The organism is Mesorhizobium sp. B2-5-13, from assembly GCF_006440535.1.
Lineage (GTDB): Bacteria > Pseudomonadota > Alphaproteobacteria > Rhizobiales > Rhizobiaceae > Mesorhizobium > Mesorhizobium salmacidum.
Genome location: NZ_VFUI01000011.1, coordinates 16,959 through 30,728 on the forward strand (window position 1 = coordinate 16,959; position 13,770 = coordinate 30,728).

The 13,770-nt window shown below is 64.0% G+C and carries 10 protein-coding genes; 5 read left to right on the top strand and 5 right to left on the bottom strand.

Annotation, left to right across the window (positions count from 1 at the left end; genetic code table 11):
- Positions 1-48 precede the first annotated feature (48 nt).
- A complete protein-coding gene (locus FJ434_RS18795) occupies positions 49-1,782 on the bottom strand; it encodes a hydantoinase B/oxoprolinase family protein (RefSeq protein WP_140750018.1) in 1,734 nt (577 codons plus the stop codon).
- 1 nt (position 1,783) lies between these two features.
- Positions 1,784-3,868 carry a hydantoinase/oxoprolinase family protein gene (locus tag FJ434_RS18800; RefSeq protein WP_140750015.1) on the bottom strand — a complete coding sequence of 695 codons (2,085 nt, stop codon included), beginning with the start codon at positions 3,866-3,868 and terminating at the stop codon, positions 1,784-1,786.
- A gap of 219 nt (positions 3,869-4,087) precedes the next feature.
- On the opposite strand from FJ434_RS18800, the gene FJ434_RS18805 reads away from it, so the two are divergent.
- From FJ434_RS18805 to FJ434_RS18825, 5 genes are all read left to right on the top strand, one after another.
- Positions 4,088-4,915: a ferredoxin--NADP reductase gene (locus FJ434_RS18805; protein ID WP_140506921.1), complete on the top strand. Its 828-nt coding sequence runs from the start codon at positions 4,088-4,090 to the stop codon at positions 4,913-4,915.
- A gap of 203 nt (positions 4,916-5,118) precedes the next feature.
- Positions 5,119-6,165 (top strand): deoxyribose-phosphate aldolase, encoded by a 1,047-nt coding sequence (gene deoC, locus FJ434_RS18810; RefSeq protein WP_140506923.1) that lies wholly within the window; start codon positions 5,119-5,121, stop codon positions 6,163-6,165.
- Between the two features lie 66 nt (positions 6,166-6,231).
- Positions 6,232-8,604, top strand: coding sequence for an aldehyde dehydrogenase family protein (locus tag FJ434_RS18815; RefSeq protein ID WP_140750012.1), 2,373 nt, complete (start codon positions 6,232-6,234; stop codon positions 8,602-8,604).
- 173 nt (positions 8,605-8,777) lie between these two features.
- On the top strand, positions 8,778-9,509 hold the full coding sequence (locus FJ434_RS18820) for an SDR family oxidoreductase (protein ID WP_140715555.1): 732 nt from the start codon (positions 8,778-8,780) through the stop codon (positions 9,507-9,509).
- 211 nt (positions 9,510-9,720) lie between these two features.
- On the top strand, positions 9,721-10,566 hold the full coding sequence (locus FJ434_RS18825) for a fumarylacetoacetate hydrolase family protein (RefSeq protein ID WP_140506928.1): 846 nt from the start codon (positions 9,721-9,723) through the stop codon (positions 10,564-10,566).
- 59 nt (positions 10,567-10,625) lie between these two features.
- On the opposite strand, the gene FJ434_RS18830 is transcribed toward FJ434_RS18825, so the two are convergent.
- From FJ434_RS18830 to FJ434_RS18845, 3 genes are all read right to left on the bottom strand, one after another.
- On the bottom strand, positions 10,626-11,624 hold the full coding sequence (locus FJ434_RS18830) for an ABC transporter ATP-binding protein (protein ID WP_140506929.1): 999 nt from the start codon (positions 11,622-11,624) through the stop codon (positions 10,626-10,628).
- A gap of 220 nt (positions 11,625-11,844) precedes the next feature.
- Entirely contained in the window at positions 11,845-12,924 is a 1,080-nt protein-coding gene (locus FJ434_RS18840) for a Gfo/Idh/MocA family oxidoreductase (RefSeq protein ID WP_281406453.1), read from the bottom strand.
- Complete coding sequence (locus FJ434_RS18845; RefSeq protein WP_027142496.1) at positions 12,921-13,760, bottom strand: carbohydrate ABC transporter permease; 840 nt, start codon at positions 13,758-13,760, stop codon at positions 12,921-12,923. The genes FJ434_RS18840 and FJ434_RS18845 overlap by 4 nt, the downstream gene beginning before the upstream one ends.
- Positions 13,761-13,770 lie beyond the last annotated feature (10 nt).

Below are 13,770 nucleotides of genomic sequence, written 5' to 3' on the forward strand. Positions count from 1 at the left end.
CTGCGGCGATCACGGCGCGGTGAGGAACCGGCACAAGGATCGACAGTTTTAGCCGGCGCGTTGCTTTTCCGTTGCTTCGCGATCGACGACTCCTGCCGACAGCACGACGCCGAATTTTTCCCAGGCTTGCCGTGGGGTATAGTACCCCAGGGCCACATCGCGCAGCACCTGATCGGCATCGCGCTCACGCGGATCGCCATAGCCGCCACCGCCCGGCGTGCCGACGCGCACGCGGTCCCCGGTCTTCAGCGGAATGTCCTGCTCCTTGGAGAGGTGCGGCGGTATGTGCTGCTCGCCATTGCGGAAGACGATCACCCTGTTGGGCTCGCCATCCCCACCGCCAAGGGCGCCCTGCGGGCCGAAGCGGCCATGGTCCATGACGAAGGAGGCACGCGCCTCGCCGCGCAGGATCTCGACCTCGTAGGCGAGGCCAAAACCGCCGCGATGCTTGCCGGCGCCGCCCGAGCCTTCGCGCAAGGCATAGTGCCGGTAAAGCACCGGAAAGGCCTGCTCCATGATCTCGACCGGCGGCGACTTGGAGATGCCGATGGTCGAGCAGCCATTGGTGAGGCCGTCATGGCCTGAATTGCCGCCATAGCCGCCGCCAGAAATCTGGTACATGACGTAGTCGCGGCCGCGCGCGGGATCGTTGCCGCCGAGCGCGAAATTGCCGCTGGAGCCGGCTGGAGCCGCCGTCACCTTGTCCGGCAACGCCTGCACCATGGCCGCGAACACCGCCTCGGCGATGCGCTGCGACACCTCGGCCGCACAGCCCGATACGGGGCGCGGATACTTCGCGTCGAGGAAGGTGCCTTCCGGCCGCTTGACGATCAGGGGCTCGAAAGCGCCGGCGCTGATCGGCACATCGGGGAAGATGTGGCGCATGGCGAGATAGACCGAGGACAGGGTCGTCGCCAGCACGCTGTTCATCGGCCCCGCACAGGGCTTTGACGACCCTGAAAAGTCGAAAGTCAGCGTGTCGCCCTTCTTGTCGACGGCGAGCGCGATGGTCAGCGGTTCGTTGACCACCCCGTCGGAATCGACAAAGGCCTTGGAGCGATAGGTGCCGTCGGGAATGGCCGCTATGTTGGCGCGCATCTGTTCGGCGGCACGGCGGCGCAGTTCAGCGATCGCTTCGACAACCGTTTCATCCCTGTAACGATCCAGGATTCCATTGAGCCTGTCCTGGCCGATCAGCAGCGCGGCGGCCTGGGCCCGGATGTCGCCGATGCGCTGGTCGGCAACCCGGATGTTGGAGCAGATGATGGCGTAGATTTCGGGATCGAGCACGCCCTTCTTGAACAGCTTTACCGGCGGCAGCCGCAGGCCCTCCTGCTCGACCGCGGTGGCCGAGGCCGAAAAGCCGCCCGGCACCGAACCGCCAATGTCGGGCCAATGGCCTGTGTTCGACAACCAGCAGAAGATCTTTTCACCCCTATAGACCGGCATGACGAAGCGCACATCCATCAGATGCGTGCCGCCGAGATAGGGGTCGTTGACGATATAGATGTCGCCCGGCTCAGGCGGCAGGCAGCGGCCATCGGCGATCATCTCGATCACCGTCCTGGTCGAATATTGCATGACGCCGACAAACACCGGCAGGCCCTGGCTGCCTTGTGCGATCAGCGAGCCATCGACGGCCGAATAGATGCCGTCCGAGCGGTCATTGGCCTCGGCGATCACCGGCGAGAAAGCGGCGCGGGAAAAGGTCAGGTCCATCTCGTCGCAGACCTGCTGCAACGCGGCCTGGAGAACCGAAAGGGTAATGGCGTCGAGCTTCATTTCAGGCCTCGCCAATGTCGATGATGATGTTGCCGTCGGCGTCCGATCGCGCGCGGTCGCCGGGTTCGAGCACGGTCGTCGCGTCCATCTGTTCGAGGATCGCCGGGCCTTCGATGACCGCGTCGAGCGGCAGCTTTTCCCTGATATACACCGGCGTGTCATGCCAGCGCCCGCCATACCAGACCGGCCTGATCTCGCGCCGCGCCTCATCGAGCGTCTTTGCCCGCCCGACCGGATCGATCAGGCGTGACAAGTCGATCGCCGGACGCACGCCGGTGACCGAGGTGTTGAGGTTGACGAGATTGGCGCGGATTTCCGGCAGCTCCACCTTGAAGCGGGCGAAATAGGCTTTTTCGAACAGGGACTGCAATTCGTGCCGGGTAACCGACGAGGACGGCAACGGCACGTTGATGATGTGGGTCTGGCCGACGAATTGCATGTCGGTGGAGTGGGTGACGCGGATCGTTTCCGGCCTCACCGCTTCCTTGGCAATCAGCGCCTCGCCTTCGTTACGGTGCCGTTCCAATGCTCGGTGGAGCTGGCTTTCATCAAGCACGGCCACGGGTTGGTTGATGGTGTTGACGAAGTCATGGCGCAGATCGGCGACGACGCAGCCGAGCGCATTGGTGATGCCGGGACGCGCTGGCACCAGTACTTTGGGCAGGCCGAGTTCGCGCGCGAGCGCCGTCGCATGCAGCGGCCCGGCGCCGCCGAAGGCGAACAGCGCGAAATCGCGGGGATCATGGCCGCGCGATACCGAGACCATGCGGATGGCGCCGGCCATCTTCATATTGCCGAGCCTGAGCACCGCGCCCGCCGCCTCGACACCCGACAGGCCCGTCGCCTTGCCGATCCTGTCCTCGAAGATGCCGGTGACGCGCTCTGATGTGACCGGATTGTCGACGGCGAGCAGCTTCTTCGGCGCCAGCCTGCCGAGTACCAGATTGGCGTCCGTGATCGTCGGCTCGGTCCCGCCGCGCCCGTAGCAGATCGGGCCGGGATTGGCGCCCGCACTTTCCGGACCGACCTGGATTAGGCCGGCCGCGTCGACGCGGGCGATCGAGCCGCCGCCGGCGCCGACCGTGTGCACCGCCACCATCGGCACATGGATCGGCATGGCATATTCGATCTCGATCTCGTTCGAGACCGCCGGTTCGGCGTTGCGGATCAGCGCCACGTCGGTCGAGGTGCCGCCCATGTCGTAGGTGACGAGATTTTCGAAGCCGGCGCGCTTGCCCGTATAGGCGGCGGCGATGACGCCGGAGGCGGGGCCCGACATGACCGTCTTGGCCGATTCACGTGTGACGAAGCGCGCCGAGATCATGCCGCCATTGCCATTCATGATGAGAAAATCGCGGGCATAGCCCTTGTCGGCCAATTCCGTGCGCAGACGCTCGACATAGCGCTCCAGGATCGGCTGCACCGAGGCGTTGACCGAGGCGGTGACGCCGCGCTCGAATTCGCGCGCTTCGGACAACAGCGCGTGGCCCGTGGTGATGTAGCCGTTCGGCCAGAATTCGGCGGCGATTTCGGCGGCGCGGCGCTCATGCGACGGGTTGGCGTAGGAATGCAGAAAATGGATGACGAGGGATTCGCAGCCGGCCGCGATCAGCGCCTTTACCGCCTCGCGCATCTCGGCCTCATCAAGCGGCGTGCGGACGGCGCCTGATGCCTCGACGCGTTCGGACACCTCCAGGCGCAGATTGCGCGGGATGACCGGAACGAACGTGCCCGTCATGCCGTAGGGTTGCGGCCGCGTGCGCCGCCCAAGCTCGATCACGTCGCGAAAACCGCGCGTGGTGATCATGCCGGTTTTGGCCAGCCGGCGCTCCAGCACCGCATTGGTGGTGGTGGTCGTGCCATGCACGATGAGGTCGATGCCGTCGATCGGAAAGCCGGTGGCGCCGAGCGCCGAAACCACGCCAAAGGCCTGGTTGTCGACCGTGGTCGGGGTCTTGGCCAGATACACCTTGCCACCGTCCTTGCCGTCGATCAGGAGCAGGTCGGTGAAAGTTCCGCCGACATCGATACCGGCGACGACGCTGCCCAGGGAATCCGGCGGCTGCACCGAAAAATTCTCTTTCATTGTCGAAACCCGAAATGCTGGGACTACGGATATGCCACAGTTTGGAAAGGTGTTTTACGGCGGCATCTTGACGCAAATATCGTTTGTATACTAATAAATTCCGGACACAAGAGCTTACCGCTTCGGTAGTGTGCATGGCACGCCGGAACCTGAATGGTTCGGGCGCGCACGGGAAAGTTTGGCGCCCGGGTCTGTAACTGGGCGAGAAGGTTGGAATTGATGAACACCACGCCCGCGTTCAATACCGCTGAAGCCCGCCCGCTGCAGTTTCCGATTCCGGCCAATGTCTATGCCGAGACGGTCGTCTCGGTGAAGCACTACACCGACCGGCTGTTCTCGTTCCGCATCACGCGCCCGCAGTCGCTGCGCTTCCGCTCGGGCGAGTTCGTGATGATCGGCCTGCCCAATGCCGAGAAGCCGGTATATCGCGCCTACTCCGTCGCCAGCCCGGCCTGGGACGAAGAGCTGGAATTCTTCTCGATCAAGGTGCCGGACGGCCCGCTGACCTCGGAACTGCAGAAGATCCAGGTCGGCGACACGGTCATCATGCGCCAGAAGTCGACCGGCACGCTGGTTGTCGACGCGCTGACCCCGGCCAAGCGCCTGTTCATGATCTCGACCGGCACCGGCATCGCGCCCTTTGCCAGCCTGCTGCGCGACCCCGACACCTACGAGAAATTCGATCAGCTGATCCTGACCCACACCTGCCGCGACAATGCCGAGCTAATCTACGGCCAGGAGTTGGTGGCGGCACTGGAAAGCGACCCGCTGATCGGCGAGCTGACCGCCGGCCGCGTCACGCTGTACAATTCAACGACCCGCGAGGAGTCGGCATGCATGGGCCGCATCACCGCGCTGATCGGCTCCGGCAAATTCTACAGTGATCTCGGCATTGAGAAGCTCGATCCCGAGACCGACCGCATCATGATCTGCGGCTCGATGCACATGTTGAAGGACGTCAAGGAGCTGGCCGAAAGCCTCGGCTTCCAGGAAGGTTCGCTCAGCCACCCCGCGAGCTTCGTCGTCGAGCGGGCCTTCGTCGGCTGAGACCAGCGCGTCTCCCGGAAACCTGATTTTGACCTTCCGGTCAAAAATCAGCTGCTTTCGCGGCCTTTTTCAGCTATCCCTCGCCTGAGGACTCGTGAAGCGCGGCTTCGCGGGTTATCGTCGTGCGTGTCGCCCAAAAGTGTCTAGGTTTTGGGAGAACGATGCGCACCAAGAGCGCACGCCGCTGAACGAAAGGGCAGGAGATGAGCAGCACAATCCGCGAAGCCGATCTTGGCACCAAGGTGACGCCGCTGCCGGCACGCGCAGCCGCCAATACGCCGGTGCCGCTGGACCATCACATCGCGCGCAATCCGGGCCTGAAACTCGACCTCGGTTTTCTGGAATCGGTGCGTAGCGTCAACCGCTCGGCGCTGGAGCGCCGCGTCGCCAGCCTGACCAAGCGGCGCTCGATCAAGGCCGACAACCAGGCCGCCTGGCTGCTGCGGGCGATCGCCTGCATGGACCTGACGACGCTCAACTCCAACGACACCGAGGAGCGGGTGCGCCGGCTCTGTGCCAAGGCGATCAACCCGCTGCGCCGCGACATCATGGAAGGCCTCGGCATTGCGGGCGAATCCATCCGGCCGGCCGCCGTCTGCGTCTACCATCCCTTCGTCGCCACGGCGGTCGACGCCGTGCGCGGCACCGGCATCCACGTCGCCGCCGTCTCCACCGCGTTCCCGCATGGTCTGGCGCCGCTGTCGACCCGGCTGCAGGAGATCGAGGCCTCGGTGAAGGACGGAGCCGACGAGATCGATGTCGTCATTCCGCGCGGCCTGGTGTTCGGCGCCAAGTGGCGCGAGCTTTACAACGAAATCGTTTCGATGCGCGCCGCCTGCGGTGACGCGCATCTGAAGGTCATTTTGGGAACCGGCGATCTCGCCACGCTGCGCAACGTCATGCTTGCCTCGATGGTGGCGATGATGGCGGGCGCCGATTTCATCAAGACCTCGACCGGCAAGGAAAGTGTCAACGCCACATTGCCCGTCGGGCTTGCCATGGTGCGCGCCATCAGGGCCTATTTCGAGGAGACCGGCTATCTCATCGGCTTCAAGCCGGCCGGCGGCATTTCCACCGCGAAAGTGTCGCTCGACTGGCTGGTGCTGATGAAGGAGGAGCTCGGCCGGCCGTGGCTGGAACCGGAGCTGTTCCGCTTCGGCGCCTCGAGCCTGCTGACCGACATCGAGCGCCAGCTCGAGCATCATCTGACCGGGCATTATTCGGCCAATCATCGCCACGCGATGGCCTGAGGCAAGCGAGGCTTTGAACGTGGAGCCATACGCAACGCCTGCCCTGACAACTATCTGGAGCGCTTCATGAACATTCTCGAACGCTATCACGCCATGGAATACGGCCCGGCGCCGGAAGCTCGTAATGAGGCGGACGCCTGGTTCGCGGCGCGCGATTTCGGCAAGGCGCTGTTCATCGGCGGCGATTGGAAGGCGGCGAGCGGCGGCAAGACCTTCGACACCAGCGAGCCATCTTCCGGCAAGCTGCTGGCCAAAGTCTCCGACGCCAATGCCGCCGATATTGACGCCGCGGTTTCCGCAGCAGCCAAGGCGCTGCCGAAATGGAGCGCCAGCACCGGCTACCAGCGCGCGAAAGCGCTCTACGCCATCGGCCGCGCCATGCAGCGCCACCAGCGCCTGTTCGCGGTGCTGGAGACAATCGACAACGGCAAGCCGATCCGCGAAAGCCGCGACATCGACGTGCCGCTGGCGATCCGCCATTTCATCCATCATGCCGGCTGGGCGCAGGCGCTGGACCGGGATTTTCCCGGCCACAAGGGTGTCGGCGTCGTCGGCCAGATCATCCCGTGGAACTTTCCGCTGCTGATGCTGGCCTGGAAGATCGCGCCGGCGCTTGCGGCGGGCTGTACCGTGGTGCTGAAGCCCGCCGAATTCACGCCACTCACCGCCATCTTGTTCGCCGAGATATGCGAACGCGCCGGTGTGCCGAAGGGCGTCGTCAATATAGTCCAGGGCGGTCCGGAAGCCGGTGCTGCGATCGTCAATCACCCCGGCATCCAGAAGATCGCCTTCACCGGCTCGTCCGAGGTCGGCAAGATCATCCGCAAGGCCACGGCGGGGTCAGGGAAAAAACTGTCGCTGGAACTCGGCGGCAAGTCGGCCTTCATCGTCTTCGAGGACGCCGATCTCGATAGCGCCGTGGAAGGGCTGGTCGACGGCATCTGGTTCAATCAGGGCCAGGTCTGCTGCGCCGGTTCGCGCCTGCTGGTGCAGGAAGGCATCGCCGACGCCTTAATCGCCAAGGTCAAGGTCAGGATGAGCCGACTGCGTGTCGGCAGCCCGCTCGACAAGAACACCGATATCGGCCCGCTGGTCGACCTGACCCAGCTCGACCGCGTCAAGGGACTGATCGCCGAGGGCGCCAGGCAGGGCGCCGTCTGCTGGCAGCCCGATGCAACGCTGCCGTCGTCGGGTTACTATCATCTGCCGACGCTCGCCACTGGCGTTTCGCCGGCTAATATCCTGGCGCGGGAAGAAGTGTTCGGGCCTGTGCTCGCCACCATGACCTTCCGCAACACCGAGGAAGCGATCGAGCTCGCCAACAACACGCGCTATGGCCTGGCGGCCTCGGTGTGGAGCGAGAACGTCAATCTTGCCCTCCATGTCGCACCGCAGCTGAAGGCCGGCGTGGTCTGGGTCAACGGCACCAACATGTTCGACGCCGCCTGCGGCTTCGGCGGCTATCGCGAAAGCGGCTTCGGCCGCGAAGGCGGGCGCGAGGGCATGTTCGAATATCTCGCGGCGAAACTGCCGCTCGGCCCGGTCATCAAACCGGCGACATCCTCCGCGCAGCCCGTCGAGCAGGCCGATGGCGTGGCAATCGACCGCACGGCAAAGCTGTTCATCGGCGGCAAGCAAGTGCGCCCCGACGGCAATTACTCGATTGCCGTCGCGACGGCCAAGGGCAAACTCGCCGGCGAAGTCGGGCTCGGCAGCCGCAAGGATATCCGCGATGCGGTTTCGGCCGCCCGCGCCTGCAAGAGCTGGCCGGAGGCGACCGCTTATAACAGGTCCCAGGTGCTTTATTACCTGGCCGAGAACCTTTCCGGCCGCGCAAGCGAGTTTGCCGCCCGCCTCACCGAACTAACCGGGGCCAATGCCAAGGCCGCGCGCGACGAGGTGGAGCTCTCGATCGAACGGCTGTTTCTCTATGCCGGCCTCGCCGACAAGTTCGAGGGCCGCGTCCACCAGCCGCCGGCCCGAGCCGTGACGCTGGCGCTGCATGAGCCGGTCGGTGTCGTCGGCATCGTCGCGCCGGACAATCAGCCCCTGCTCGGCTTCATCTCGCTGGTCGCGCCGGCGCTGGCCATGGGCAACACGGTGATCGCCGTGCCATCCGAGCGCTATCCGCTGCTCGCCACCGATCTCTATCAGGTCATCGAATATTCCGACGTGCCGGCCGGCGCCATCAACATCGTAACCGGCCGCAGCGCCGAACTTGCCGGCGTGCTGGCCAAGCACGACGACGTCGACGGGCTCTGGCTGTTCACTGACGCCGAGACCTGCGCCAAGGCGGAAGCCGCCTCCATCGGCAACCTCAAGCGCGTCTGGAGCGGCAATGGCCGCAGCCTCGACTGGGCCTCGGAAGAAGCCGCCGGCGATGCCTTGCTGCGCCGCGCCATCGAGGTGAAGAATGTCTGGGTGCCTTACGGGGACTGATGTTTGCGGTTGGTGATCGCGTTCGGGCTTGACGCCCGAACATATGTTCTTTAACGAGAAAAAACATCTTTATCAGTGAACTGGCATAGGCCGGACGATCGCGCCTGACTGGCACATGACGCCTTCGCCGGCCGCCGATAAAGGCAATTGACCCAAGCAGGCGAGGAAAAGATATGGCGAATCTGGCAGGCAAGGTCGTTGTCATCACGGCGGCGGCGCAAGGCATCGGCAAGGCAAGCGCGCTGGCCTTCGCCAAGGCCGGCGCCACCGTCCATGCCACCGACATCAACGAGACGCTGCTGGCGGAACTCGCCAAGGCCTCCGGCATCAAGACCCGCAAGGTCGACGTGCTCAACGACGAGGCGGTCAATGCCGCCTTTGCCGAGATCGGCGCCGTCGATGTGCTGTTCAACTGCGCCGGTTTCGTCCATTCGGGCTCGATCCTGGAGATGAAGGACACCGATCTCGATTTCGCCTTCAATCTCAATGTACGCGCCATGATCCGCACCATCCGGGCGGTACTGCCCGGCATGCTGGAGCGCGGCGACGGATCGATCATCAACATGGCTTCGCTCGCGAGTTCGACCAAGGGCGTGCCGAACCGCTTCGCCTATGGCGTCACCAAGGCGGCGGTCATCGGCCTGACCAAGGCGGTCGCCGCCGACTATGTCGGCAAGGGCATACGCTGCAACGCCATTTGCCCCGGCACCGTCGAAAGCCCGTCGCTGCAGGACCGCATGCACGCCCAGGGCGATTACGACGCCGCCCGCGCCGCCTTCATCGCCCGCCAGCCGATGGGCCGGCTCGGCACGCCGGAGGAAATCGCCGATCTCGCTGTCTACCTGGCCGGAGCCACCTACACATCGGGTCAGGCCTATAATATCGACGGCGGCTGGTCGATCTGAGCGCCGTCTGGAGACAATCGCGGGTAACCGGACGATCGGACTTGATGAAGGATCGGGAAGTCTGAAAATCCCGCTCGCCGGCTGTCAAAACACGCTGTCCACGCTTGTCGTGAAGCAGGCCGGTGGCTACGGTCCGCCCGGTTCCAGAGGGGCTGATGCCTCGGCGGAGAGTTTGTAGAACGGCCACGAGGCCGCAATCAGGAGAAGATGCATGAAACTGCTGCGCTATGGCGAGATGGGGAGCGAACGTCCCGGCCTGCTCGATGCGGATGGAACGATCCGCGATCTCTCCGCCCATGTCGCCGATATTGCCGGCACCACGCTTCATCCGGCCTCGCTGGATATGCTGTCGAAGCTCGACGCGAAGTCGCTGCCGGTGGTTTCCGGCAAGCCGCGCCTTGGCGCCTGCGTTGCCGGCACCGGCAAGTTCATCTGCGTCGGCCTCAACTATTCCGACCATGCCGCAGAAACCGGCGCCACCGTGCCGCCTGAGCCGATCATCTTCATGAAGGCAAGCTCGGCCATCGTCGGCCCGGACGACGACGTGCTGATCCCGCGTGGTTCCGAGAAGACCGACTGGGAAGTCGAGCTCGGCGTGATTATCGGCAGAAAAGCCAAATATGTCAGCGAAGCCGATGCGCTCGACTACGTCGCTGGCTATTGCGTCGCGCACGACGTGTCGGAACGCGCCTTCCAGGCCGAGCGCCAGGGCCAGTGGACGAAAGGCAAGAGCTGCGACACGTTCGGCCCGACCGGCCCGTGGCTGGTGACCAAGGACGAAGTGGCCGACCCGCACAACCTTAAAATGTGGCTGACGGTCAACGGCAAGACGATGCAGAACGGCTCGACCAGGACCATGGTCTATGGCGTTGCCTATCTCGTCTCCTATCTTAGCCAGTTCATGTCGCTGCACCCCGGCGACATTATTTCGACAGGCACCCCGCCCGGCGTCGGCCTCGGCATGAAGCCGCCAGTGTTCTTGAAGGCCGGCGATGTGGTGGAGCTGGGTATCGAGGGGCTGGGACAGCAGAAGCAGACGTTCAGGGCTGACGTTTAAGCGCGCCCTTCCCTTCTCCCACAACAACAAGGGGAGAAGGCAAGAAGCGTTGGCGCGTCCTACTTCAGCACCTTCCCATCCGGCCCAAACCGATACGTCTTCGCCGGATCGGGCGTCGTATAAAGCGTGGCGCCGGGTTCGGCGTCGTAGACACCGAAAATCCGCACGGTGATCAGGCCGGCCTTCTCGCAATCCAGATAAAGATTGGTGTCGGCGCCGAGATGCTCGGCATGGACGACAGTGCCCTTCCAGGCGCCGGATTTCGGATCGACGGTCAGGTGCTCGGGCCGCACGCCGATGGTCTTGGCTGTCTCGCCGAGCCGGGCGCCGTCGACGAAATTCATCTTCGGCGAGCCTATGAAGCCGGCGACAAACTCGTTTGCCGGCGAATTGTAGAGCTCCATCGGGCCGCCGATCTGCTCGATTCGGCCCGCATTGAGCACAACGATTTTGTCGGCGAGCGTCATCGCCTCGACCTGGTCGTGGGTGACATAGATCATCGTCGCCTTGAGCCGGCGATGCAGCTGCGCTATTTCCAGCCGTGTGTTGACGCGCAACGCCGCATCGAGGTTCGACAAGGGCTCGTCGAACAGGAACAGTTTTGGCTCGCGCACCACGGCGCGGCCGATGGCGACGCGCTGGCGCTGGCCGCCGGAGAGTTCCGCCGGCCGTCTTTCGAGATAAGGTTCCAGCGACAGCATGGACGAGGCAACACCGATGCGGCGATCGATTTCCGCCGCCGGCGTGTTCGCCTGCTTGAGGCCGAGGCCCATATTGTTCTTCACCGTCAGATGCGGATAAAGCGCATAGGTCTGGAACACCATGGCGATGCCGCGTTTTGCCGGCGGCGTGACGGAGACGTCGTCGCCATCGATCAGCACCCGGCCCGAGGTCGAATCCTCCAGCCCGGCGATGACGCGGAGCAAGGTCGACTTGCCGCAGCCCGAAGGCCCGACAAAGACAACGAACTCGCCGTCCGTCACTTCGAGGTCGATGCCCTTCAGCACCTCGACCGGCCCAAAGGCCTTCTTCACGTTCTCGATCTTCAACGAGCCCACGGCAGTCCTCCAAATTGATGCGTGGGCGCGAAAGCACCCCCCTCTGGCCTGCCGGCCATCTCCCCCTCAAGGAAGGAGGTTGGCAGCATCGACCCAGGCTTTCTTCTTGCAATGTTGGTGATTGGCGAAGGCAACCGAGACAGTCGATCTCCCCCCTTGAGGGGAAGATGTCCGGTAGGACAGAGGGGGGCGCCGTAGGGCGCTGACGACGACAGCCTGGTCACAGTCGCACCGCCTTGCCGCTGCGCACGCTCTCGTCGGCGGCAAGGCAGACGGCGAGCGACCGCACCGCGTCGTCCATGTGTCTGGTGAGATCGATGTCCTCGCGGATTGCCTTGAGGACAAAAGCCTGTTCGAGATCGCAGAGATCCTGATGACCGGGTTCGCCTTCCATCGACAGCATCTCGTCCGGCTTGGCGAATCTGCCGTCCGGCCCGGTCGCGGCGCTGTGCAGACGGATGGTCGAAGTCTTGGTGTGGGTGTCGATATCGTCGGACCTCACGCCCTCCTTCATGACGATCGACACGCAGCCCTTGGGCGACATGACATCCTTCACGAAGAAGGCTGTCTCGGAAATCATCGGACCCCAGCCGGCCTCGTACCAGCCGACCGAGCCGTCATCGAACAGCACCTGCAGATGGCCGTAATTGTACATGGAGGGCACCACCTCGTCTGTCAGCCGCACGCCCATGCCACGCACCTCGACCGGTTTGGCGTCGGTGATCTGCAGCATGACGTCGAGATAGTGCACGCCGCAATCGACGATCGGCGATGTCGTCCGCATCAACTGCTTGTGCGTCTCCCAGGTATGCCCCGAGGATTGCTGATTGAGGTTCATGCGGAACACGTAAGGACCGCCGAGCTTGCGCGCCTCGGCGATCAGCCTGATCCAGGACGGGTGATGGCGCAGGATGTAGCCGATCACCAGTTTCTTGCCATTGGCCTTGGCTGCGGCGACGACGCGCTTGGCGTCCGCCACCGTCGTTGCCAGCGGCTTTTCGACGAAGACATGGCAGCCGGCCTCGAACGCCTTTACCGCATAATCGGCATGGCTGTCCGAATAGGTGGCGACGCAGGCGACGTCGGGTTTTTCCTCGCGCAGGGCGTCGTCGAATGAGCGCCTGATGCCATAGCCGGACAGCCCTCCAGGCAACGGCACGTCGGAGCGATTGACCAGCGCCGCGATCTGAAAACCCGGATTGGTGTGATAGGCCAGCGCATGGCTGCGGCCCATATTGCCGAGGCCGGCGACGATTACTCGGAGGGGATTTGGGACGCGAAGGGGTGATTCTGAACTCACTTGACGGCTCCGGAAGTAATGCCGCGGATCAGCTGCCGCGAGAAGATGACGTAGAGGATCAGCACCGGCAGGATCGCCAGCGAGAGCGCGGCTAGGATGGCGTTCCAGTTGGTGACGAATTGGCCGAGGAAAAGCTGGGCGCCGAGCGTCACCGTCTTGGTCTCTTCCGACGGCGCCAGGATCAGCGGGAACCACAGATCGTTCCAGATCGGAATCATGGTGAAGACGGCGACCGTCGCCATCGACGGCCGCACCAGCGGCACCACCAGGCGGAAGAAGATGGTGTATTCGGACAGGCCGTCGATGCGGCCGGCGTTCTTCAGGTCGTCGGAGACCTGCTTCATGAATTCGGACAGGATGAAGACGGCCAGCGGCAGGCCTTGCGCGGTGTAGACCAGGATCAGCGCCGTCAGCGTGTTGACCAGCCCGCTCGCTACCATCAATTGCAGGATGGCGACGGTGGCGAGGCGGATCGGGATCATGATGCCGAGCGCCAGGTAAAGCCCCATCAGCGTGTTGCCGCGAAAGCGGTACTCCGACAGCGCGAAGGCAGCCATGGCGCCGAACAGCAGCACGAAGAACAGCGAGCCGACGGTGACGACGAGACTGTTCTGGAAATAATGGATGAAGTCACCCTGGCCGATCACCGTGGTGTAGCCGATCATGTCGAAGGTTTTCGGCGTCGGCGGCGTCAGCGGCGCGCCGAAGATGCCGGCGCGCGACTTGAACGAATTCATGATGACCAGAACCACCGGGAAAAGCGCGATAGCCGTGTAGGTCAGCAGAATCGCGTGGGCGCCGATGGTGCGCGGGAGTGAACGGGTGGCGATGCTCATCTCTTGCCCC